Origin of the sequence: Dysgonomonas sp. 25 (genome assembly GCF_010501075.1) — a bacterium.
Taxonomy (GTDB): Bacteria; Bacteroidota; Bacteroidia; order Bacteroidales; family Dysgonomonadaceae; genus Dysgonomonas.
The window spans coordinates 192,713-217,819 of sequence record NZ_QVMN01000006.1 but is presented as its reverse complement, the minus strand read 5'-3'; the positions used below and the strand labels follow the sequence as shown (position 1 = coordinate 217,819).

The 25,107-nt window shown below is 42.9% G+C and carries 16 protein-coding genes and 1 tRNA gene; 11 read left to right on the top strand and 6 right to left on the bottom strand.

The genetic code is table 11. The features are described from left to right. Nucleotides 1–16: 16 nt before the first annotated feature. Nucleotides 17–2,698, bottom strand: coding sequence for an outer membrane beta-barrel protein (locus tag D0T66_RS11085; protein ID WP_163357348.1), 2,682 nt, complete (start codon nucleotides 2,696–2,698; stop codon nucleotides 17–19). Nucleotides 2,699–3,428: 730 nt separating this feature from the next. Between D0T66_RS11085 and D0T66_RS11080 the strand changes: the two genes are divergently transcribed. Further along, complete coding sequence (locus D0T66_RS11080) at nucleotides 3,429–4,127, top strand: hypothetical protein (RefSeq protein ID WP_163357347.1); 699 nt, start codon at nucleotides 3,429–3,431, stop codon at nucleotides 4,125–4,127. Nucleotides 4,128–4,141: 14 nt separating this feature from the next. Then, nucleotides 4,142–4,921, top strand: a complete 780-nt coding sequence (locus D0T66_RS11075; protein ID WP_163357346.1) for a hypothetical protein — start codon at nucleotides 4,142–4,144, stop codon at nucleotides 4,919–4,921. A 188-nt stretch (nucleotides 4,922–5,109) separates the two neighbouring features. On the opposite strand, the gene D0T66_RS11070 is transcribed toward D0T66_RS11075, so the two are convergent. Then, nucleotides 5,110–6,924, bottom strand: coding sequence for a hypothetical protein (locus tag D0T66_RS11070; RefSeq protein WP_163357345.1), 1,815 nt, complete (start codon nucleotides 6,922–6,924; stop codon nucleotides 5,110–5,112). Between the two features lie 2 nt (nucleotides 6,925–6,926). Beyond that, the gene (locus D0T66_RS11065; RefSeq protein ID WP_163357344.1) at nucleotides 6,927–7,655 is read right to left on the bottom strand and encodes a hypothetical protein; all 729 of its coding nucleotides are present in this window, start codon (nucleotides 7,653–7,655) and stop codon (nucleotides 6,927–6,929) included. A 521-nt stretch (nucleotides 7,656–8,176) separates the two neighbouring features. On the opposite strand from D0T66_RS11065, the gene D0T66_RS11060 reads away from it, so the two are divergent. The 5 genes from D0T66_RS11060 to D0T66_RS11040 all read left to right on the top strand — a co-directional run bounded on the left by D0T66_RS11060 (nucleotide 8,177) and on the right by D0T66_RS11040 (nucleotide 15,870). Further along, nucleotides 8,177–9,169, top strand: coding sequence for a helix-turn-helix domain-containing protein (locus D0T66_RS11060; protein ID WP_163357343.1), 993 nt, complete (start codon nucleotides 8,177–8,179; stop codon nucleotides 9,167–9,169). Between the two features lies 1 nt (nucleotide 9,170). Continuing rightward, complete coding sequence (locus D0T66_RS11055) at nucleotides 9,171–10,121, top strand: hypothetical protein (RefSeq protein ID WP_163357342.1); 951 nt, start codon at nucleotides 9,171–9,173, stop codon at nucleotides 10,119–10,121. 195 nt (nucleotides 10,122–10,316) lie between these two features. After that, nucleotides 10,317–12,632, top strand: coding sequence for a glycoside hydrolase family 2 protein (locus D0T66_RS11050; RefSeq protein ID WP_163357341.1), 2,316 nt, complete (start codon nucleotides 10,317–10,319; stop codon nucleotides 12,630–12,632). 235 nt (nucleotides 12,633–12,867) lie between these two features. Continuing rightward, the gene (locus D0T66_RS11045; RefSeq protein ID WP_163357340.1) at nucleotides 12,868–14,040 is read left to right on the top strand and encodes a DUF418 domain-containing protein; all 1,173 of its coding nucleotides are present in this window, start codon (nucleotides 12,868–12,870) and stop codon (nucleotides 14,038–14,040) included. Between the two features lie 27 nt (nucleotides 14,041–14,067). Next, complete coding sequence (locus D0T66_RS11040) at nucleotides 14,068–15,870, top strand: glycoside hydrolase family 2 protein (RefSeq protein ID WP_163357339.1); 1,803 nt, start codon at nucleotides 14,068–14,070, stop codon at nucleotides 15,868–15,870. Between the two features lie 158 nt (nucleotides 15,871–16,028). Here the strand turns inward: D0T66_RS11040 and D0T66_RS11035 are convergent, their stop codons facing one another. The 3 genes from D0T66_RS11035 to D0T66_RS11025 form a co-directional block, all read right to left on the bottom strand. Further along, the gene (locus tag D0T66_RS11035) at nucleotides 16,029–16,778 is read right to left on the bottom strand and encodes a hypothetical protein (protein WP_221412216.1); all 750 of its coding nucleotides are present in this window, start codon (nucleotides 16,776–16,778) and stop codon (nucleotides 16,029–16,031) included. A gap of 51 nt (nucleotides 16,779–16,829) precedes the next feature. Further along, the gene (locus D0T66_RS11030; protein WP_221412215.1) at nucleotides 16,830–17,531 is read right to left on the bottom strand and encodes a Crp/Fnr family transcriptional regulator; all 702 of its coding nucleotides are present in this window, start codon (nucleotides 17,529–17,531) and stop codon (nucleotides 16,830–16,832) included. A gap of 156 nt (nucleotides 17,532–17,687) precedes the next feature. Continuing rightward, nucleotides 17,688–17,771: transfer RNA gene (locus tag D0T66_RS11025), tRNA-Leu, on the bottom strand. Between the two features lie 155 nt (nucleotides 17,772–17,926). On the opposite strand from D0T66_RS11025, the gene D0T66_RS11020 reads away from it, so the two are divergent. The 4 genes from D0T66_RS11020 (at nucleotide 17,927) to D0T66_RS11005 (ending at nucleotide 25,013) form a co-directional block, all read left to right on the top strand. Next, nucleotides 17,927–19,012, top strand: coding sequence for a mannose-1-phosphate guanylyltransferase (locus D0T66_RS11020; protein ID WP_163357337.1), 1,086 nt, complete (start codon nucleotides 17,927–17,929; stop codon nucleotides 19,010–19,012). Nucleotides 19,013–19,025: 13 nt separating this feature from the next. Then, nucleotides 19,026–19,556 (top strand): hypothetical protein, encoded by a 531-nt coding sequence (locus D0T66_RS11015; RefSeq protein WP_163357336.1) that lies wholly within the window; start codon nucleotides 19,026–19,028, stop codon nucleotides 19,554–19,556. Between the two features lie 82 nt (nucleotides 19,557–19,638). Beyond that, nucleotides 19,639–21,057, top strand: coding sequence for an adenosylhomocysteinase (gene ahcY, locus D0T66_RS11010; protein ID WP_163357335.1), 1,419 nt, complete (start codon nucleotides 19,639–19,641; stop codon nucleotides 21,055–21,057). Between the two features lie 353 nt (nucleotides 21,058–21,410). Next, nucleotides 21,411–25,013, top strand: coding sequence for a glycoside hydrolase family 38 C-terminal domain-containing protein (locus D0T66_RS11005; RefSeq protein WP_163357334.1), 3,603 nt, complete (start codon nucleotides 21,411–21,413; stop codon nucleotides 25,011–25,013). The last annotated feature ends 94 nt before the right edge of the window (nucleotides 25,014–25,107 follow it).

The following is a 25,107-nucleotide window of genomic DNA, read 5'->3' as shown; positions in this document are numbered from 1 at the left end:
TTTCCGGTAGAAAGGGCTAAATATCCATATCCTCGTCGGAGGTGCTTTTCGCTCCGCGGAAGATGTTGAACTTGTAGGTGAAGGAGAGCATAAAATAGCGGCTGATGGTATTGGTGCGCGTGTCGGACGAATAGGTACTCGTTACCACGCGACGCAGATTGTTGCGATCTTGCAGGATGTCGAAGAACTCGAGTTTGAGGCGTCCTTTTTTCTTCTTGAGAAATTCTTTGCTGACAGAAGCATTCCAGAGAAATTCATTCTTCTTGAAATCGTCTCCATAGCCCGAATAACGCGAATAGAAAAAGTCACTTTGAACGGTGAAATCGAGTGGAAGCTTCAACTTGCTTCTGTTCTCGACCTTGTAGGTTGCCGTATTCTGGTTATCGAGTTGCGAAAGGTTGTTTTTAGCAAAGTTGAAACTGGCGCTTGCCCGCAAAGTAGTCTCAAATTTCTCTACTTTATATTTGAGGGAGGCATCTTCGCTGATAACATAGTTATTGGTTATCGCCTTTTTACCGTTCGAGAAGCCGACATTCCGGTAGTAAGAGCTGAAAGTATTGGTACTTATGGTGAACTTCTTGTTGCGCAGTGGCGTATTCAGCATAAAAGACAAGTCGGCGCTCATATTCCCGTCCACATTGCGATAGGTATTCTCCGTATTGCCCAAATTATCTATTAGCGAATAGGCGGCAATATCGTTGAAGGTATAATTGAATCCTCCCGATACCATCAGGAAACTCCCTTTCTCATAATCGGATTTCTGATAGAATAAATTGAGCTGATTGCGGTAGCTGGGCTTCAAATCGGGATTTCCGTATGTCTTATTCGTCGCATTCACGACGGTAGTATCGGCCGATAACTGGCGGGTGGAGGGATAGCTTGTGCTGCCATAGTAGCCAATGTCGAACGTAGTAGAATTGTTCGGTTTATAGGAGAAATGGAGCGAAGGCGAATAGTTGACTACGCTCTGCTTGAGGTTATCTACGACAGAATCGAGCAGCCATATATCGCTCTGCGACGACGAAGGGTCTACACTGACACCGATAGTATAGTTATATTTCTCTTTCGTCCGCTGAAATTCGAGGCTGATGCTCTGGTTGGTATTCTTATTCTCCGTTTCGCGGGTGTAGGTACTGTCTATCAGCGTGTAGTTGCCCATCGCATCCTGCTTATACGTGTTCCGGTCGCGGTTCGATTTATTGCGCGTAAGGGTATACGAGAGCCGCAGCAAATTATCTTCGCCCATCGGCTCTATGTAATCGAAGGTAAAGCCATAACTGTTATTCGTGTTGTCCGTCTTGAAGCGTTGGTCGAGCAATATAGAAGGTGTACTTCCTGTATAAATGGTCGACGACTCGTTCGTCCCCTTATCGTCGCTCTTGCGGGTGGAGTGGTTCAACGAGAGGCTTACGGCGCGCCCTTTACTATTGAGTTTACGTCCTGCCGTTATAGACGAGTTGATGCTATATCCATCCCCTTTCGTGCGGTTGTGGTAGTCCGTCCTGGTCGTATCGGCAGCATTCTGGACATACGATACGCCCGTTGTGCGATTCGCTGATTCATTGTTATTGAAGCTAATCCCCGAGCGGGCATAGATAGTCGTCACCGAATCGACTTCCCATTTCAGGTTGAAGCCGGTAGAAAGCCTGCGCGACTTATTCAGTCCCATCATCTCCTGCTTAGAAATACGGTCGCCGCTGTCGAGGTAATATTGCGTGTTGCTGTAGCTTTCGTCCTGTCCCGTGTCGGACGAATAGCGGGCATACAGCCCCAGCTCCATTTTTTTCATCGGGTTGAAATAGGTACTCAGCGCAAAAGTCTGTTGCTTATCCTTTTTGTTACTGACCGACCAAGGGCTTTGGCTGACATTGTTCAACTGCCCCACAAACATAACCTGCTTCTCCCCTTTCATATAATTGGTAGAGAGGCGCGTATTATACCGATCGTGGTTGCCCGCGCCTGCCATAGCATCGCCGAAGATGCTTTCTTTCAGTTCCTCTTTGACGACCAGATTGAGGGTTTGCTCCGGCTCTTTGTCCTTGAAGCCTGTTATCTTGGATGATTCGGATTCGTCTTTGAATATCTGGAGCTTCTTGATCATATTGGCAGGGAGATTTGAGAGCGCCAATGCAATATCGTTACCGAAAAACTCCTTTCCATCGACCAATATCTTGGTAACGGGCTTCCCATTTGCCAGAATATTGCCGGCCTCATCGGCTTCGAGCCCCGGGATATTGTTTATCAGATCGCGAAGCATTGCATTTTCTTCGGGATTATAGGAACTGCTATTATATTCGATAGTATCTCCTTTCACGACAATCGCCGGCGCTTCGCCTGTGATAACCGCCTCGCCGAGCTGGATGGACTTGTCCTGAATATAGACATTCCCCAACGAAGCTACGGGCTCCATATCGGTCAGTTGGATATTCCGGTAAGCCGTCTGGTAGCCGACAAATGATACTTGCATGATGTATTGCCCGACAGGTGCAGAGAGACGAAAATAGCCAAGGCTATCGGTCGTTATCCCTTTCACAAAGCTGCTATCGGAACGGAGCAGCGAGACGGATGCCGAATAAACGGGCTCTTCCAGTTGCTTGTCTATGACTTTCCCTTCCACATAGCCGGACGATACATCGCTACGTTGTCCGTAGACGAATACGGGCAACAGCAAAAATAGCATCACAAACAGCTGTTTCATTGGGGGTATAGTCATTTAACATACGAAGATAGGATTTTTAGGGATATGAAAAGATAAGGGCGCCAAATATTTACTGCGCGGAATCAAAGATTCCTTGCGTTTCTTTTTCGCTGCATTGTACTTTTTCCTATTCCAACATTGCCGGATAGACGGGGTAGCCACACAACGACAGTTACGCAGCAGTACAATTTAAAAAAACATTTTTGATAATACTGATTCACATAAGAATGACACGATTTTTTCGCTACATCTTTATCTATATTTATAAGCCTCCCCATTGTGGGAGAGGAGCAAAACAGTTAACTGATGTCTGTTGATGCTCCGCATCTTTGTCTTTCCGAGCAGCGGCAAGGGGTCTCGTTGCGCTTTGCGTTGTTTGTTCATAGCCGGGTCGGGATGTCTCGCATTTGCCCGGCATGACAAAACTGTTCTTTCACTTCGTGTTACTCCGTGAAAAACTCCGCGGTTAAAATAAAAAATGACAGGTAAAAAACACTGTATCGCGTCAAATATGTCAAGAGTGTCAAGTTTTAACTAAATTTCGACTGATTATCAGCGAAGTAGTTTTTTGACGAAACTTGACAGGGATATCTGTCCTGTAAAGAAGTGTTTTGTGCCCTTCGTGGTTGAAAAAGCAGAAAGGTACTTGCTCACATTTATTAAGTATATTTGTACCAAATAACGTAAGATGGAAATATTGAAACCGGACAACTGATTATCGTACACCACAATGAAATACAGCTTATTGATATTCTTTACCCTGTTATGCGCGAAAGGAATGGCGCAGCAATTCACTGAAAGTGCCGGTGCAGAAACAACTTTCACTTCGGGCAAGCATAAAGTAACCATGCGGACTATCGGCAAAAATGCTGGGACGAAAATGGCTGATTACCAGTCGTTCGAGCCTCATTACGAAGGGACAGTCATCACCGATCTGGATTCGTTGCTGCTACTCTATGGAAAAGGAGTAAGCATCATGTACGATGTATTTGAGCGATGGGGCAACAATATGGTTATAACAAAAGGGATAGTCTGCCGGTCGGGGATGAAATTGAAGTTCGAGCAAGGGATGAATTTCAGCAAGTATTACCCCAAAGAAGATATTATTGTCTTCGAGAACTATGACAAGAGCGTATTCAATCTCCGTTCGGGCGAGGACGAATATGACCCCGCTTACGTACAGTATGCTCCCGGAGGGAAGTTCAGGCTGATATACCAAGCATACAGTTACCTCGATCCGGCTGTCCTCTGGCAAATATACGATGGCAAAACAAAGACATATAAGACGCTTGCAGATTTGTCCCCGTTCGTCGCCAATCGCTCATGGAGATACCTCATCGATGAGGATGTCTTATATATCTACTATTTCGACAATAGCTGGGATGGCAACAGTACTGAGATTATGATAGAAACAAGTCCAAATTCCTAAATACGCATCAGGCAATGAAAAAAACAATCGCTGCAGTTATAGCCTTTTTTATTCTATCCGTTCCTTCCCTTCATGCCGATCCACCGGAGGATTGGGCTACCACCCTCATAGATACGACAATATATGTAGAAGGCCTGCCATATCGCGTACAACGGATAACGTCCGATGAATTCAGGCAATTATACAACAAGCATTATATAAAACCCTCCAAACCTGTGCGGAAGATGGAAGAGGTAGACCGGCTGTTAGGAAAGAAACTGAAGTTTACATACAAAACACATATCTACGACAACTCCTATACTAACAGCAAAGATACCTTGTATAGCCTTATCGAACTAAGAAAGGGTAAAGAGTTCCGGTTCCTGTTCAATATTGAATGCGGCGGATTTACAGCCTATTATCCGCGCGAACGAATCATAGTATATGAGGGAGGACACTGTAGCGAATATGCCATATTTGTCGACAATGGCGAACCAGCTTATAACCCCGAAAGTTCTGCCGTATCTCCCCATGATAAGCGATACCGCGTAGGAGGGCTATTCTCCGGGCAAGAGAATATCGATTACAGCATAGAGAGATACAACGCAAAAACGAAGCGCTACCAGCAATTATGCTACTTGTATGAAATAGCGGCCAATATTCCCAGCGAAGCTATTGGTTATACATTTTATGTCTCTGATTCGTTCATTGTCGGGAATACATGGTACTTCTGTACAGGAAATTACGAAGAGGGAGACGAAGAAAACAATTGGTGGTTATGGAAGAAGTATATTGCCATCACATTGCCGGAATGAATCTTATGAATAAATGTCGCTATGCAATGGGCAGGAATAATAAAAATAGCGAGGCTGTAATCATAAAATGCTACAGCCTCGCCCGTTCCATACTTCTTCATCCGAGATACTTCTTTCAATCCAACCCAACACACATCTCGCGAATAGTATACAGAACGCCTTCCCATACTAACAAAACACTTATTATTCTACTTATATCCACTTCTCAGATGTGGATTTACCGGAATAAATTCGGTTCCACATTTCTTTACTAATACAGGTACGGCAGTTCTACCTGTAGAACAGCCGTTTGCATTCAACGCTTCTACATAAAAGGTAACTGTCCCTGCCGTTTCCTGCAATCCTGTCGAACAAGTATAGCCTGTCTGGAACGGAGTTACATCAGTCAAGGTTCTGTACCAATTCACCGTCACTCCGCCTGTTACATTAACGGTCATCGTTCCCGAACTTCCCACACAAACGTCATCAGCAGAAATGGTCATCGTAGGCACAGGCAGAACTTTGACATTCAACTGCTGCTTTCCCATCGAAGCTATTTCGGTGCCGTCGGCTCTATGCGAGGTTATCGTTATTTCATACTCTCCGGCAGCGCCATAGGTGTGATATTGGGATTGTATAGCTCCATCATCTACGGTATAATCATCCACAGTGGCCGAGCCATCGCCAAAGTCCCATCGGTTATAAGCGAGCTCTTCGCTACCAACCCCTTTTGATATCACAAGTGTATATTCTTTTGGCAAATTGTCTAAACAGAATTCTGTTTCGCCTCCGATTTTGAGTTCGAACCATGAGGCAGCAAAAGAAGGAAGCCCCCAACGTACGGTTCCATCGAGGAAATTGTCTAATCTGAATATCTTCAACTTACTGAATTGTTCAGGATTTTCCAGTACATACAAACAAGATGGAGAACTTGTCGTCGAATATGGATATCCGGCTATATACATCCTTCCATCGGGACCCAATTGCAAGGCAGCCGGCATACCTCCCGTAGCGGAAGGGAAAGATATCTTCTTCATCTTATTCTCGTAATAATATTGAGGAGATGCTGTAGTCAATAGTTCTTTAAAATCGAAGGCATAAAGGAAAAAAGCCGTAGGACCCATATCAGATGTTGTTTCGGTCACATATAGGTAATTCCCTGACATAGAAAATTCTACACCATAAAATTCATTTCCTCCCGCCTTGGATGAAGTAATATATTTTATATTACTAAATGAGCCTGTACTTGAATCGAATTTTCCAAAAAACAACTTCGCGTCACTGAATGTTCCCCACACAAAATATTTCCCGTCCGGAGAGAATTTAAGATATCCATTAGATTTGTTTTCTGCTACAGCAACGGGAAGTTGGGTATAAACAGGAGGATCGATTCCATTAGGTTTGACACGCCAGGCATTCATATAGGAGGTCGTTCCTTTTCCGGGAGCAACAACCCAATAATCCTCGCCATTTGCATGCCTGATGGAAGAAACACTGGAGCCGAGTTTCCCCTTATGACCGGAAGGGAAGGTATTGTTCAGGGATTCTACTGCTCCTGCACCCGAATTAGCTTTCATATCGATTACTGTATAACCAAATTCGTCGAAACTCCACAAACCGACAGTGGCAGCTATATATTTGTTAGGATGTCCCGGATAAGGGAACAGAATACCCGATTGTGCATTCCCCGAAGAACCTATCATCGGAGTGTCCGAATTCATTAGCGATTGCTTCGCATCCCATAGATTAGCCCCATTGGAAAACAATAATAATTTCCCTGTCTTATCCGAGAGGGTGAAACAACCCATATCGGCCTTCATTACCGAAGGGATGTTGGTAGGCATACCTCTGAGGATTACTTTCCCCGTTCCTCCAGATACATATGTCCCTTCAAAATTGCGTGTTGTATTCCAAGTCATCCCGGCATTGTAACCAAAAATCCAGTTATACGTTTCCTTCTGGGCATACAAGCTATTCGCACAAAAGAGGATACCAATAGATAAATATATGATTTTCTTTATCATTCCTATTTTACTACTAAAACGATATTGATGAACGATCCTTCAGGGGCAGTAGGCTGCAATGCCTGATAATATAATACGCCGTCGTCGCTTATGGCCAAGATATTAATAAGCGTCTTATCATAAGCTGTTACCACATAATCTAAGTGTATAGCACCATATAAAGTGGTCACTTGTTCCAGCGCAGGATTACTGCTTACAAAAGAGGTATTCTCTGCCTTGGTGAATTGGTTTTGATACACTGCGTAGAGATCGACATACAACACTTCGCTACTATTGGTAGACAATGGCAGATTGAAAGAGGGCAGATAGAAATATTTATCCTGTGGAGTATTTGGTGTAGAGATCCCCTCACCCACCGGTTTCCAGAGATTTCCATCCCAAATATAGACCCCTTGGGAAAAACCGCCTGTTGTCCGTAGATTATATACCATCAATCCGGCATGCTTTTGCTTGATCTTCGATGTAGTAGCATTTACCCAATCCGGATCTCCGACAGGTATAAAGGGTTCGAGGGTGGCGACATTCCCTAATTTGACTCTTGGCAATACCATACCTCCCGTAACAGAAGTTACATTGCCATCGTCTGTCACCTCATTGATTACCCCCGTTTCTGTATCCTTTAATTCTAATAATGCGGCTCTTACAGGTTGAATCCCAGAGCCAATTGTTACTTGAGCGCAAAGATGCGATACCCCCAAAAGTAACAATAATGGAAATATTAAATATTTCATAATTGCTTTCTAATTTTACTTGTTCTATTATGTTTTGCTTGCCTATTACACACCATAAGATTATAAGAAGAGAAAACTTCTATGGATCTTTGTTCGTTTCAATAAAAATAACTATACTCTATTATGCCTATTCACTTTATGTCTATTCAAAAGAGATTATACTTCTCAGCTATATTGTTCTTTTGTTATACCAATACAAAGGTAAGGATGGTTGGAAAAAGAATCCGCGAAAAAAAAATGAAAACTAATCCTTAATTTTCAACTTTATGACAACCTCTGTTGTTATATTTTCAAAATGTGTTTCTTTTCTTCGATTCTCACTGATAAAAGCTAAAGATTTGCTTATACAAGAGAGCCGGATATACTAAAAAATGCAACATTTTTCCGGCAAAAGTGCCATTAAAAGAAATTACAAATTTGATTACCAGTGAAATATCAAGCAATCGAACCATTTGATGGTATTTGCAAAAATAGTCGTAGTTTTGCAGTGGGGAATAATTAGGATAAATGGTGTATGACTTATGGATCCGATATTAAAAAAGAATATTGTAAATAAAATAGTAGCTAAAATACCTTCTCATTTAAATCCTGTCGATTTTTTGCAAGAGATCTTAGGAATCAGTAAAGAATCTGTATATAGGAGACTTAAAGGGGAAATAGCTTTCAGCCTCGATGATGTAATCAAATTGTCGTCGGAGTTATCTTTTTCTTTAGACGAAATAGTACTCATGGACGGAGAAAAAGAAGCAAAACCTGTTTCGGTTCTGTTTCAATTTCGTTCGAATAAGATGTTCGACCCTCAGAAAACTTTCTCTCAAACTCTTTCGGCCTATGTCGAAGGGAGGAAAAGATTGAAGAAATACGACGATGTCGAAATATTGGTGGCAACCAACCGGTTGATGATTCTGACTTCCATCTATTATGATCATATATTCAAGTTCTACTACTATAAATGGATACATCAGACACAACAAATGCCGCTGAATTTCAGCCTTTCGGATGTTATTTTACCTGATAATATTCTCTCGTTACAAGAGCAACTCAAGACGTCTGAATCTCTGATAGATAGCACTAATACATATATTTTGGACTATAATTTCCTGAAGAATACTCTTCACGAGATACAGTATTATTATAAGAGGAAACTCATTTCGGAAGATGAGATCGTTTTGTTACAAAACGACCTTTCCCAGTTCATCGATACCATGGAGTATATGTTAAAACAACCGGTCAAAAAGGGGAATCATATACCCAATATATATTTATCTACTACTCAGATCGATTCTACAGGCTTGTACTGTAAATTCGGAGCAGAGGAAACGTTGGATTTGTGGATATCTTTTGGTTCGACAATTCATTCCGAAAATACCGAAATATGTAAAACTTACAGGACATGGTTCAATTCGTTGAAGAAATATTCGAGTTTGGTAACGGGATGTGACGAAATTTTGCAAACAAAATTTATCGAAGAGCAGCGCCGACATATAAGAGATATTTCTATTAAAGAATATTAATATGAATAAGAAAGACCTAAGGACTATTATAATCAATAAAATAGTAGGATCAATACCACCCCATATCAAGCCTGTCAATTTTTTGTCAGAAACGCTTGATATTGGCAAAGAGTCTGCTTACCGCAGGTTACGCGGAGAAATGTCATTTACGATTGAAGAGCTCACCCTTTTAGCGCAGAAGCTCGATTTTTCGTTAGATAAGCTTATCTGGCAGAACAGGGATAGCAATGAGGTAGTAATTGATTTGCCTGTCTATGACGATCCGAGACAAACCTTTCTCGACCGGCTAAAGAAGTACCGGCAGGAAGTAGATATACGCCTTCAGTACGAAAACTCCGAGACCATTATGGCATTGAATTACCTGCCTGCCGAGTTTAGTTTTCACTACAAGGATATATTCAAGTTTTCATGCTATACATGGCTGCACCGCAAAAACAAAAGCTCATCGAAATTGCGCTATTCGGATGTCGAAATTTCACCGGAATTGGAGGAGTTGCGAGAGGAGATTGCCAGAGATTCCCGCAAAATAAGGAACAATACATATATCTTAGACTCGAATGTGTTTCTAAGCCCTTTGAAGGAAGTGGCCTACTTTTATAAGCTGGGGCTGATAAACGATGAAGAGATAATGAGGATAAAAAAAGATTACCACGACCTGATAGATTATGTAGAAAAAATGGTCAGATTCGGGGGAGAAGGATCGGACTATTTTTACTTGTCCAACATCAACATCGATGTCAATAGCAGTTATAACAACTGGAACGGGAATATAATGTCGTCTTTCAACTTCCACTTTTTCAACAAGATAATAATCACCAATCCAATCAGATGTAATGCCCTTCACGAATGGATGGAATCGCTAAAGAAATACTCCATCTTGATAACCGAATCGAACGAAATAGCACAAGCCGAATATTTCGAAAAGCAAAGGGGATATATCGAATTATTGTGAGCCGAAAGAAGAGATTAGACCAAGATATATGGTTGGTTGTATTTGATTTATTTTTCTCTATAAGTGGTAATCAGAATACCCTAAAAAAGCTTATATGCCCCGTAAGTTATATTAATTGACTAAATTTTGTCCTAAAGGTTTCGTCTCTTTATGCGTTCTTTGCATACAAGAATTTTAATTATTGATAATCAAACCATGAGAAAATTAAACTTAATTCTACTCTTATCTTGTTTTGCCTTCTCTTTCTCCTTTGCACAAAAGTGGGAAATGAAGCAGGCGCGTATTATGACACCTTGGGCCGAAAAGGTAGACCCCAAAAAAGTATTAGACGAATATCCCCGTCCGCAGATGACCAGAAGCAACTGGCTGAATCTTAACGGGCTATGGGATTTTACCAAAGTAGAGGCTATGACTTACAACGCCTCGCAAAAGTATGACAAGAAAATACTCGTTCCTTTCGCTATGGAATCTGCCATTTCGGGCATAATGGATACCAACCATGCCGATAATAAAGGAAAAGTGTTCGCCTATCGCAGGAAATTTACCATCCCGAATAACATGAAGAAAGAAGACGTACTCCTTCATTTCGGCGCTGTAGACTGGAAATGCGAAGTATATGTCAACGGGAAAAAGGTAGGTCAACATACAGGAGGATTCGATCCGTTCTCTTTCAATATCACCGATGCCCTTACCAATAAGAAAGAACAGGAAATCTGTGTCTTCGTTCAGGACTATCAGGAATTTGGAGGATATCCGCACGGAAAACAGAAGATAGGCGAAAAGATAATCTGGTACACGCCTGCTACAGGTATCTGGCAAACAGTATGGTTAGAGTCAGTACCGAAAACCCATATCGAAAAGTTAGTAATCGTACCCGATGTAGACAACGCAACTATCAATATCAAGGTATTAGCCGAAAATGCACAGGCAGATACCAAAGCGACTATCAAAATTTATGACGGTAAAAAGTTGCTGATGACGACAACCCATGCCGACATCAATAAAGAGTTGCCGATTGCCATAAAAGATATGAAACTGTGGAGTCCCGAATCTCCATTTTTGTACGATTTGACCGTAGAACTTACCGGAAAAGACAAGGTGATAGACAAAGTAGACAGCTACTTTGGTATGCGGAAGATCAGCGTAGAATATTTCAACGGCCATCCTATCATGCACCTCAACAACAAGCCTTATTTCCACTATGGTGTACTCGATCAGGGCTATTGGCCTGACGGCGTTTATACCGCACCAACCGAAGAAGCATTGAAATTCGATCTGGAAAAGATAAAAGAGTTCGGTATGAATATGTCCCGCAAGCATATCAAGGTCGAGCCTGCCCGTTGGTACTACCATTGCGACAAAATGGGAATCCTTGTCTGGCAAGACATTCCGAATCCGGGATTCGGCGAAAACGGCAAAATCATAGGCGAAAAGAATATGGATTTGAGGGATAACTTCCACGATGAAATGGTAAGAATAATGAAGTCGTTGGAAAACCATCCTTCTATCGTGCTGTGGACTGTCTACAACGAAAGCTGGGGACAGCCCGACGAAGCAACAACGCGTAAAAGTGTTGCTATTGCACAGGAAACAGATCCTCACCGCCTCATCAATGCTGCCAGCGGATGGAACGACTATGAGTGTGGCGACATAAAAGATACACACTGGTATCCCGAGCCGAACGTTTTGCCTAATCCTGTCAATAGACGGGCATCGGTATGCGGCGAGTATGGAGGTATCACCTATCTGGTCAATGGCCACCGTTGGATCGGAGGAAGTAAGATGCAATATACAGAGGTACATTCTCAGGAAGAATTGAAAGACAGGTTTGTTAACTTCACAAACCAGATATTAGGTCTACAGGCAAACGGGCTATGTGCTGCCGTTTATACCCAGATTACCGATGTTGAAGACGAAGAAAACGGTCTGATTACTTATGACCGCAAGGTGGTAAAAGTAAATGATGCTCAATTGGCCGAGATAAGACAAGCTATCGAGCGGAATATCACCCACACCTCCAAAATCCTCGTCCCTACCTCCCGCGCAGGAGAGATGGTCAGCAAATGGAAATATTATATGTCGGATAAACCACTTTCTGGAAATGCATGGAAAAATACCTCATTCGAAGACAATGCATGGAAAACAGGTGCTGCCGGATTCGGAAACGGTTCGCTGCAAGGTGCAAGCAACAACACGAAATGGAATACATCCCATATCTATTTAAGAAAATGGGAAGATTTCAAAGACCTGAACAGAAGTGACTTGTCTAAGTTGAGAATGTTGGTTTTCCACGACGAAGATTGCGAGATCTACATCAACGGTGTACTTGCTGCTTCCCTTCCTAAATTTACCAACCGCTACAAAGTAGTTGAAATCAGTGAGGAGGCAAAAGCGACAATCAAACCGAATCAACCGAACCTGATAGCCGTGAAATGCCTCAACAAAGAAGGCAACCAGTTTATCGATCTTGGCTTCTGTATCTATGACGTAGCCATCGATACCATTCATTAAGTAAACTTATTTTCCCTATAAAAAGCGCCCTGACAGATTTTCTATCAGGGCGTTTTTGCTTTCCGAAGTTAATCCTCACAGGCTATATCATCCATCCGGAAAAGCTTTTATAGACCATATTTTGCTATTTATTGAATAGCATTTGTTAGGAAACACCAAAGGTTTATAATAGATTTGTACTGCCAGTAAATGAATATGTTAACATTTTAATCTGAACCACGTGCAACCAACCACCATGTCGACCAGTAATAACCGCATAGAAATAGCAGACGTATTACGAGGTTTTGCTGTAATGGGAATTACCCTTATACATTTTATCGAGCGCTTCAGCCTCAACAGCCATCCGGAAGAAACCAACAGCCTGCTGATGTTCACAGATAAGGTTATCTGGGATGGCATATTTTTTGCCTTTTCCGGTAAAGCCTACTGTATCTTTGCGTTACTTTTCGGGTTCAGTTTCTTTATTCAGGATAACAATCAACTCAAGAAAGGGAAAGATTTTCGTGGGCGGTTTGCCTGGCGATTGATATTGCTATTTGTTATAGCCTGCATCAATTCGACGCTATTTCCCGGCGAAATATTGGTGCTCTATGCATTGGTCGGTTACGTGCTGATTGCAGTTTGCCGGCTTTCTACCCGGACAGTCGCCATTATAGCAATCGTTCTTTTGCTGCAACCACTGGAATGGGGGCAACTGATTTATGCACTTATCAACCCCGATTTTACAATGAATGCCGAGTTCGACGGGCCATACTGGGAGATAGTCAATGCCGCCCAGAAAGAAGGTTCTTTCCTCGAAATGTGTAAAACAGCCATATGGACGGGCAATGTGGCCAATATGGGCTGGATGATATTGCACGGAAGGGTTACGCAAACCGCAGCCTTGTTTATGGTAGGTATGCTGATAGGACGCAGCAGCCTGTTCCCTTATTCGGAGAAGAATATCAAGGTTTGGGTTAAAGTATTCATCATAGCCACCTTTGCCTTTTTCCCGATTTACGGCCTGATAGCCGTACTCCCCGACTTCATCGGCCGCGAGGCATTACTTGTACCTTCCACCCTTATACTCAAATCGCTCTCTAATATTGCATTTACAGCCATATTGTTTGCCGGCATAATACTTCTCTATTACCTGACAAAGCTTAGAGGCGTTCTGCATACATTAGCACCTTATGGACGCATGAGCCTGACGAACTACCTGTCGCAGTCTTTGCTGGGAGGGTTCTTATTCTACAACTGGGGATTAAGGCTTTTCGAACACACAGGCATCACTGTATGCTTTCTGATGGGTATAGGCGTATTTCTTTTACAGTTCTTCTTCTGCCGCTGGTGGCTTCGTTCGCATCGCCAAGGCCCATTAGAATGGCTATGGAAAAAGGCGACATGGATTAAAATAGGGAAAGGATAAATCATATAACTTTAAAACAAAATGATAATGAGAAAAATTGTATGTACAATAGCTACAGCTATTTTCGCGGTCTTGTGCCTGCATGCACAAGGTAATCTGCCGCGTCCCGAATACCCTCGTCCACAATTCGAAAGAAAGGCATGGGTAAACCTCAATGGAACATGGAGTTATACATTTGACTTCGGCAAGTCGGGGATCGAACGCAAGTTACACGAAAGTAAGGGATTCGACGGCAATATACTCGTCCCATTCTGCCCGGAAAGTAAGCTATCCGGCGTAGAATACAAAGACTTTATAGAAGCAATGTGGTATCACCGCAAGTTAATGATTCCGGCAAACTGGAAAGGAAAGAATGTCATGCTCAACTTCGGAGGAGTAGATTACGAATCCACCATATATATCAATGGCGAAGTAGCCGGCAGGCATTGGGGAGGTACTTCTTCTTTCAGTGTTGATCTGACACGGTTTGTTGAAGCAGGTAAAGAATACGACCTGGTTGTGCAGGTAGCTGACGAACGCCGCTCAGGGCACCAGCCTTCGGGAAAACAAAGTCAGGAATACTATTCGAATGGGCCGAACTATACACGCGTAACGGGGATATGGTCTACTGTTTGGATGGAAGCCGTTGAAAAGAGTGGACTTAAAAATGTATATATAGTTCCTGATCTGGATGGAAAACGTTTTGTCGTGCGTCCAAGCTTCTACAGCGTAGAAAAAGGGCAAAAATTACGCGCAACCGTAAAAGATGGAGGAAAAGTAGTAACAACTGTTACCGTACCCGCATCGGAAAACAATTTTGCGATACTCTCCCTTAAGAATCCGAAAACATGGTCGCCTGAATCGCCTTTCCTTTACGATATAGAGTTCGACGTATTGAATGTGGATGGGAAAGTTATTGACCAAGTGAAATCATACGCCGGTTTGCGCAAGATACATATCGAGGGTGACCAGATTTATCTCAATAATAAACCTCTTTACCAGCGTCTTGTTCTCGATCAGGGTTTCTATCCCGAAGGCCTTTGGACTGCGCCTACCGACGCCGATCTGAAGCGTGACATCGAACTTTCTATGGCTGCAGGATTCAACGGAGCACGCCTTCACCAAAAAGTTTTCGATGAACGATTCCACTATTGGGCAGACAAGCTCGGATATCTGACATGGGCCGAGGGTGCAAGTTGGGGGATGCAACCTCATCAAATTGAATCAGCCCGTAACTTCTTGGGTGAATGGCAGGAAATAATACTTCGCGATCGCAACCATCCTTCGATAATTACATGGACACCTTTCAACGAAATATGGCGTCCGGTCGGAAATGATTATCCGCCTTTTGATAGGCTGGTGCGCGATACATATACCCTGACTCATGGGCTCGATTATCGTCCGGTAAACGGCGTGAGTGGCTGGACATATGTTATAGCTGACATGTGGACTGTTCATGAGTATGAGCAAGACCCTCAAAGAATGCGCGAAATTCTTATGGAGATGGAAGAACCTATCCACTATGACAAGAGAAATGACTTTTCATTATACACAGGGCAACCCTATCTGCTCGACGAATGGGGAGGAATCAGATGGGTAGATAAAGTAAACGAAGGAAGTTCATGGGGATATGGCTCAACACCAAAAGAACTCAATGAATTTTATACACGTCTGGAAGGCTTGATGGATGCAATCATAGCCACTCCTTATGTACGTGGTCATTGCTACACGCAATTAACAGATATCGAACAAGAACAGAATGGTATATACAATTACGATCGTACCCCCAAGTTCGATATGTCACGCATCAAAGCGATTTTCTCCAAAGAACCGGAAATGTATAAGAAATAATAAATTAAATTTATACAGAGAAATGAGGCTGTCTCACAATGATGAGGTAGCCTCTTGGAGTATTACCAGAAGGGAGGCTAAGCGAATATTGGAAATTTATTCCTGATTCTGACTTGGGAATCGAGATTGTTCTGTAGTTACGCTTGTTAACTGTAGCCTCATTTTGTCAACTTCATTTTCAACTTTTCTGCTCTTTCTCGCCCTGCTTTGTAGTTGGGGTCTAATGCTATTGCTTTGTCAAGGTAGTCTAATGCCTGAGTCCTATATTTAGAACTTTGTCGTTGCTTTGCCCAAGCCCAATAAGTAAAACTTATTACTTTCCAATTAGCATATTCTTCATTCTTATTTTGCTTGTCTATGATGGACTGAAAATCTTGTTTTGCCAATTTTCTTTTTGCGAAGAAGAACCAAGGTAGATTTTCGGCAACGCTTCCTCGTAAGAACTCAGGTAAATAGGAAACTGCCGAATAATTTTTCACTGCTTCGTTAAACAAGGCAAATGCTTCCCCCAATAATTTCAACTTTTTAGTTTCTGCGCATACCAGCGATAGAGCTGACGCCCGGTAGGAAGCAATAAATGGCAATAATTCTTTTGATGTGTTAGCCGAGTTGAAGAGTTCGCTTAATGTATCAAAGCTTCTTTTTGCATAGCCTTTAAATGTTGTTTTGGAGAAGAACGAAAGATTTAATGCTGTTTCGTGGAAAATAATGCCAAGTCGGGTTTTATTAATTTCTGTCGGATTTTGCTTATATTCCTGTTCAACTTCTTTAAGTTTGATTTTCAATTCAGCCATATCAATCAATTCCATAACATCATCTAATTGATATTCAAAGGCTTTTACTTTTGAAAAATCCAAATGCTGTTCTATGAGGCTGTCGTTTGTTACCATGTCCATAATTTTTTTCATCTTTTGGTTACAAAAGTATAAAGACAGTAAGGCTGTAGACGATGACTTAAGTTAAGATTTTCGTTTCAGGTGAATTCTTTTTTGAATTCTGCTCAAACTTTCAGGTCTTATTCCTAAAAAGTCAGCTATATATTTTCGGGGAACTCGTTGAAATATGTTTGGATGTTTAGTTAGTAAGTTCTGAAATCTTTCCTCTGGCTTTTCAGATGAAAGTGACATTGCAATTTCTGTCGCATATTGGGCAGCATGTTCTACCATAAGTCTGCCAAATGTTTCGTATTTATGACATTCGTTGTATAATCTGTATAAGTCTTCTTTTTTGATGACAAACACTATTGTGGGTTCCATTGCCTGCAAATTCATAACGCAAGACGAACCACTTGTAAAACTTTGAAAGTCAGTCACCCACGAATTTTCGAAAGAAATATTACAAGTCTTTTCTACACCATCCTTAATATGAAAATGCCTTATAACCCCATTAGCAATAAAAGCAATGAAATTGCAGACTTTTCCATCTTGTAATAAAAAATCTTTCCTCTTCAACTTTTTGACTTCAAAATATTTATCAACAATATTAAGTTCATCATCTGTTAAAGGGACTATTTTCTTACAGTATATTTTGAGGTTGTTAAACATTGACGAGGTTTGAAAAATCACAGCTAATTCTGAAATACTATATGCATTTCGGATAGCTTTTCCATTGTTTCTGTTTTTATCACCAGCTAAAATAGTAATTCTTTGGCAATCAGCCATACCGACATCTCAATTCCTTTACACCACAGGAAGATAGATTCTATCTTCGAAGCAATTTCTTGAACAAAGTTTCAGATCTAACCTATCAACAAACCAATGAGTTACGAGGAACGAAAACAAAAAACGGAGAGAGTTTTTCAACTTTCTCCGCTTCAGTACCCAGACCCGGGATCGAACCGGGATGGAAGTGAATCCACTGGTGTTTGAGACCAGCGCGTCTACCGATTCCGCCATCTGGGCTTATGAGGTGCAAAAATACATATATTTTTCAAACAAGCAATTATATGATAAGACTTTTTTACAATCTGTCACATATTTTTTCTTCCTATCACTGCTTTTTCCTTTGTTTGTATTACCTTTAGCTGTAACTTTGCGTACATTTTATAGATAAAGTAATGGAAAAAAATCAAAACAACTATTGCGTTATAATGAGTGGCGGTATCGGAAGCCGCTTCTGGCCTTTCAGCAGGGAAGCCCGCCCGAAACAATTCCTTGACTTTTTCGGGACAGGACGCTCATTGCTGCAAATGACTTTCGACCGCTTCAAAAAGATACTCCCCATCGAAAATATCTTTATCGTAACCAATAAAGACTATGCCGAAATGATTGCCCAGGAATTGCCGGAACTGAATCCGAGCCAGATTCTGGCAGAACCAATGCGCCGTAATACTGCGCCTTGCATCGCTTTGGCAACTTATCATATCAATGCTATCAATCCGAAAGCCAACATCGTTGTAGCTCCTTCGGATCACCTGATACTCAAAGAAGACAACTTTCTGTCTGTCATCGAGAACGGCTTTTCTTTCGTAGAGAAACATCCCGTATTGCTGACTTTAGGCATACGCCCGAGCCGCCCCGAAACAGGATACGGATATATCCAGATGAGCGACAACGAGCTCGACGGAGTAACCAAAGTAAAAGTTTTTACCGAAAAGCCGAACTTAGACTTGGCGAAAGTATTCTACGAAAGCGGCGAGTTCCTTTGGAATTCAGGTATCTTCATCTGGAATACCACGACAATTCTCGAATCGTTCCGCGAACACCTGCCGGAAATTACCAATCGCTTCGATACAGGAATTTCTACATTCGGAACCAAAGAGGAGATAAACTTCATCAACGAAAACTTCCCGTTCTGCCCGAATATATCGATAGACTACGGCATCATGGAAAAATCGTCTAACGTATATGTACAGGCAGCCGATTTCGGATGGTCTGACTTAGGAACATGGGGATCGCTCTACGACATATCCGATAAAGACGAAAATGCCAATGCCAGCCTTTCGCCGAAAACCTTGTTCTACGACAGCACCAAGAATGTCGTGACGCTCCCGTCCGACAGATTAGCCGTGATACAAGGATTGGACGGATACATTGTTGCCGAATCGGACAATGTCCTGCTTATATGCAAAAAAGACGAAGAGCAACGTATCAGACAATTTGTAACCGATGTGAAACTTAAATACGGAGAAGATTATATATAATCAATAGTATCTAATGTCCAAATCCTTATCCACAACACTTTTACTTACTGCTTTAATTCTTCTCGCCAGCTGTACCGGAACAAATGCCGAAGAAGAGGCAAAAGCCCTTTTGGCCGAACTGAACAAATCGACCGGCCACTTTCAGGAACGCGAGGAGCTATTCAAAGCCCGGACGGCAGTCATCTCGTCTATCAACCGCAATATACTGAATCCCGATTCGGTATTTATGGTCGAATCCATCGACAAAGCAGGCAATTATCAATGTATATCGTATGTTGCCCATAACAAGATGACAACTTTTTACAATGCCCGTAAAGCAAAAAACAGGGACGAACAGGATATCGGCGAATACATACAAACCTCTGCCGACATAACTCCCTACGAGGCACTCTCATTTGTCGATGCCTTCCAGAACAGTACAATTGAGCAATACCTCGAAGAGCGGAATGCCGCAAAAATCGCAGAATCCGGCAAAAACTGGATACTCTCTTTCATCGTATACAAAGACGACCAATATACAATCAAAAATCATATAAGTAAGTAGCTTTTAAGGATTTTAGGCTCGTTATTCCGCCGAATCATGCTACCTTTGTCCTTTCTGAAATATAGATAATTAAAATACAATTATGTCAAAACAACTACTCCCTAACCTACCTTATCTGGTAGATGATATCAGTTTAGCGGACTTCGGACGCAAAGAAATAGATATTGCCGAACACGAGATGCCCGGACTGATGGCTCTCCGCAAGAAATACGGAGCGAGCAAGCCACTTAAAGGCGCACGCATCATGGGCTCGCTGCACATGACCATTCAGACGGCAGTACTTATCGAAACATTGAAAGAGCTGGGCGCCGACATCCGTTGGTGCAGCTGCAATATATTCTCGACGCAAGACCATGCCGCTGCTGCCATAGCTGCTGCCGGAATACCGGTCTTTGCATGGAAAGGCGAAACATTGGAAGAATACTGGTGGTGTACCGAGCAAGCGCTCCGTTTCCCCGGAGGGAAAGGGCCAAACCTCATTGTAGACGACGGAGGCGATGCAACCCTGCTTATCCATTGGGGATTCAAAGCTGAAGAAGACGCCAACTTCCTCAACCGCAAAGGAACGAACCACGAAGAACAAGTGATACTCGATACCCTTTCCAAGATTCTCCGCGAGGACAACCAACGCTGGCACCGCACGGTAACCGAATGGAAAGGTGTTTCGGAAGAAACAACAACCGGCGTTCACCGCCTGTATCAGATGATGGAACGTGGCGAGCTGCTTATCCCTGCTATCAATGTGAACGATTCGGTTACAAAATCCAAGTTCGACAACCTCTACGGATGCCGCGAATCGCTTGCCGATGGTATCAAACGCGCTACCGACGTGATGATTGCCGGAAAGGTAGCCGTCATAGCCGGATATGGCGATGTAGGTAAAGGCTGTGCCCACTCGATGCGCTCGTACGGGGCACGTGTCATCGTCACCGAGATAGACCCTATCTGCGCCCTTCAGGCAGCGATGGAAGGCTTCGAAGTAACGACAATGGAGGAAGCCGTCAAAGAAGGCAATATCTTCGTCACAACGACCGGAAACAAGGATATCATCACCATCGAGCATATGGCTGCGATGAAAGACCAGGCTATCGTATGTAATATCGGTCACTTCGACAACGAGATACAAGTTGAAAAGCTGGTTAGCTATCCGGGCATCAAACATACCAACATCAAACCACAGGTAGATAAATATACCTTCCCGACAGGCAATTCAATCTTCCTGTTGGCAGAAGGACGCTTGGTAAACCTCGGTTGCGCCACAGGACACCCTTCGTTTGTGATGAGTAACTCATTCACCAACCAGACACTCGCTCAGATAGAGCTTTGGCAACGCGACTACGAGGTGAACGTTTACCGTCTGCCTAAGCACCTCGACGAGGAAGTTGCACGCCTGCATCTGGAGCAAATCGGTGTGAAGCTGACCAAGCTGACCAAAGAACAGGCCGATTACCTCGGCGTGCCGCAAGAAGGGCCTTATAAGCCGGAGCATTACAGATACTAATTAATTTCAAAATATTTAGCAAGACCTCCCTCTCCACAGACGGGAGGTTTTCTGTTATAGTGGCAGACTTAACCAGATACTTTTACCGGCTTTTTACATTTCTGAAAATAAGTCCATTTTCTTTTTATCGGCTATCCCCAAAGAGCGCAGAAGATAGACGATTAAGATGGGTTAATAAGATTAAAAAAATGCTCTTATAATACAATTTTCCGAGCATTGATTAAATATAGCTATTTTTTGTCACAAAATTGCACTTCTTTGTCTCATAACGAAACTGTAAGGTCGATATTAAAGTTATACCTTAGCTTACGGAAAAATTTACTAAAATCTCATTTTATTATTTACTTGTTATCATGAAAAAAACAAACCTGATATGCTGTATCTGCCTGTCGTTTTTCGTTGCAATAGGTGCTTTTGCGCAAAAGCCCGCCAATACGAAAAACAAAGCTTATATAGTTTCCAACGCCCACTTCGACAGCCAGTGGAACTGGGATGTACAACAATCCATCAATGAATACATTCCCAAGACACTGAATCAGAATCTTTTTCTGTTAGGAAAATATCCTGATTATATCTTCAACTTCGAAGGGGGAATCAAGTATTCGTGGATGAAGGAATACTACCCCGACCAATACAAATTGATAAAAGAATACATCAAGCAAGGACGCTGGCATGTGAACGGAAGTACATGGGATGCCAACGACCCGAATATCCCTTCTACCGAATCATTTACGCGTAATATCCTTTACGGCCAACACTTCTATATGGATGAGTTCGGTGTACGTGGAACGGATATTTTCCTCCCTGACTGTTTCGGTTTCGGATGGACATTGCCGACGGTGGCCGCTCACTCGGGATTGATTGGTTTCTCTACACAAAAATTGCAATGGCGCTCCAAACCATTCTACGGAGACAGCAAAATTCCGTTCGAAATCGGATTGTGGCAAGGGGTCGACGGCTCGCGCATCATGATGGTGGCCGACGCTCACAACTACACCACCAAATGGAAAGACGAGGATTTGAGCAATAGCGAATACTTGAAAAAACTGACCGATCGTAGCCCTATCAAAACGGTATATCACTACTACGGAACGGGCGACACGGGCGGTGCGCCGACAATCGAGTCGGTACGTGCCGTAGAAAAAGGATTAAAAGGCGACGGCCCTGTTGAAATCATCAGCGCAACGAGCGATCAACTATACAAAGACTATCTGCCATTCGACAAACATCCTGAATTGCCTGTTTTCAACGACGAATTGTTGATGGACGTGCATGCTACGGGCTGTTATACTTCGCAGGCAGCGATGAAATTATACAACCGTAAAAACGAATTACTGGCCGATGCTGCCGAGCGTGCTGCGGTAGCCGCCGACTGGTTTGGTGCGGTAGATTATCCGAAACATAACCTCAATGAAGCATGGAAACGCTTCCTCTGGCACCAGTTCCACGACGACCTCACCGGGACAAGTCTCCCACGTGCTTACGAGTTTTCATGGAATGACGAGCTAATCTCGATGAAAGACTTTGCCAATATCCTCACCACTTCGGTTGATGGTGTTGCCAGAGGATTGGACACACAGGTAAAAGGTACTCCGTTGGTTATTTATAACCCAACCGACCGCGAAGTATCGGATGTGGTAGAAATAACAGAAAACCGTACTAAAATAGCAAAGGTTGTTTACAACGAAAAAGGACAAGCTGTGCCTACCCAATATGCCAATGGAAAAGTATTATTTATAGCGACTGTTCCTGCCAACGGTTATGTTGTCTACGACCTTCGAAATGGTGCGTCAAAAGCAATAACTAATCTAAAAGCTACCAGCAACTCTATCGAGAATAGCGTTTACAAAGTAACACTCAATCAGAACGGAGACGTTTCGTCTATCCTCGACAAACGCAACAACAAGGAATTGGTCGAATCCGGCAAAGCTATTCGTTTAGCCCTTTTCACCGAAAACGAATCGTTCCACTGGCCGGCTTGGGAAATCCTGAAAAAGGCAATGGATGCTGCTCCGGTTTCTATTACGGATGATGTGAAGATTTCAGTTGCCGAACAAGGGCCTGTAAGAGCAAGCCTTTGCGTGGAAAGAAAATACAACGGTTCTACCTTTAAGCAATATATCACCCTCAACGAGAGCGGACAAAAAGACCGTATCGACTTCCGCACCGAAATCGACTGGGCAACAACAAATGCCCTGTTGAAAGCAGAATTTCCGTTATCTGTTTCCAATCCTAAAGCAACTTACGACTTGGGCGTAGGAGCTGTCATGAGAGGAAACAATACCGAAACAGCTTACGAAGTATATGCTCAGCAATGGGCTGACCTCACCGCAACAGACGGCAGCTATGGCGTATCGGTGATGAACGACAGCAAATATGGCTGGGACAAACCGAACAACAACACGCTTCGCCTGACATTGCTTCATACACCTAAGACAAAAGGCAACTATGGCTATCAGGATAAACAGGACTTCGGGCACCATATCTTTACGTACTCGCTCATGGGGCACGAAGGAAGCTATCAGGCTGCCAAAACAGTATTGAAAGCCGAAGTATTGAATCAGCCGATGCGTGCATTTGCTACGGCTAAGCATAAAGGACATTTAGGAAAATCCTTCTCGTTTGCCAGTGTAGACAACGACAATGTTTCGATGAAAGCAATTAAGCAAGCTGAAAAATCGGACGAGTATGTGGTACGTTTCTACGAAACTTCGGGTAAAGCAAGCCAGAAAGCAACCGTATCATTCGCCGGAAACATCGCTTCTGCTAAAGAACTGAACGGTGTAGAAGACGAAATAGGCCATGTGAGCTTCAGCGGCAAAAACCTGACATTCGAGGTGAAACCGTTCAGCATGAAAACATTCAAAGTGAAGTTGCAAGCTCCTGCACAGCAACACACGCAGATTGTTTCTACTCCTATTCCATTGAAATATAATATGAAAACCGCTACATACAACTCTTTCCGCCGCGATGCTAACTTCGACGGACGCGGACATTCGTATGCTGCTGAAATTCTTCCGGAAGAAATCGTCTTCAATGGCGTTACATTCAAATTGGGCGAACCAGATGCTGCTAATGGTATGAAATGTCTGGGCGATACCCTGATGCTTCCTGCAGGCGATTACAATCAAATAGCATTCTTAGCTGCTTCGACCAACCACAACAACAAGGTAGACTTCCAGATAGGCAAAACTACCCAATCGGCAGTTGTTCCGGAATACACCGGATTCATCGGTCAATGGGGACATACAGGCCACACCGAAGGTCACCTCAGCCGTGCAGATGTAGCCTATGTAGGAACTCACCGCCACGCAGGCGTCGGCAACAAAGACCTTCCGTACGAATATACATATATGTTCAACATCACATTGGATATTCCGAAAGGGGCGAAATATGTTATCCTTCCACACAATACGCGTGTTGTATTGTTTGCCGCTACAGCTGTTAAAAACGGAAATTCATCGACAAAATCTGCCGGTTGCCTATTGAATGTAGGACTGGAAGATAAAACGGAGATTGCCGGAGAACAAACAAGCAGCAACCTGCTATCAGGCAGCCGTGTACGCGTTATCGGGAAATCGGGTGAAGTTAACTCTTCCGAAAGTGCAGAAATGGCCTTCGATGACGATTTCCTTACTAAATGGTGCGACATCAGCAACAATCATCCGAAATACCTGGAAATCGACCTCGGAAAGGTTGAAACAGTCAAAGGATGGCGCATATTGAATGCAGGTATGGAATCGCTCGATTTCATTACAAAAGAATATAGCCTGCAAGTGAAAGAAAATGCGAACGACGATTGGAGAACCGTAGATCAGGTGATGGACAACACAGCCGACGAAACAGATCGCCTGTTATCATCTCCTACTAAAGCGAGATATGTCCGCCTATGGATTACAAAACCCGACCAAAGCGAGGGTTATGTATCCCGCATCTACGAATTCAATATATATTGATACATATACACCCTTCATAGTTAATTAGATTTAGAAAAGAGTATACGGAACTGTTTGCGATAAACGGTTCCGTATTTTTTTTTGCATTTTGTTG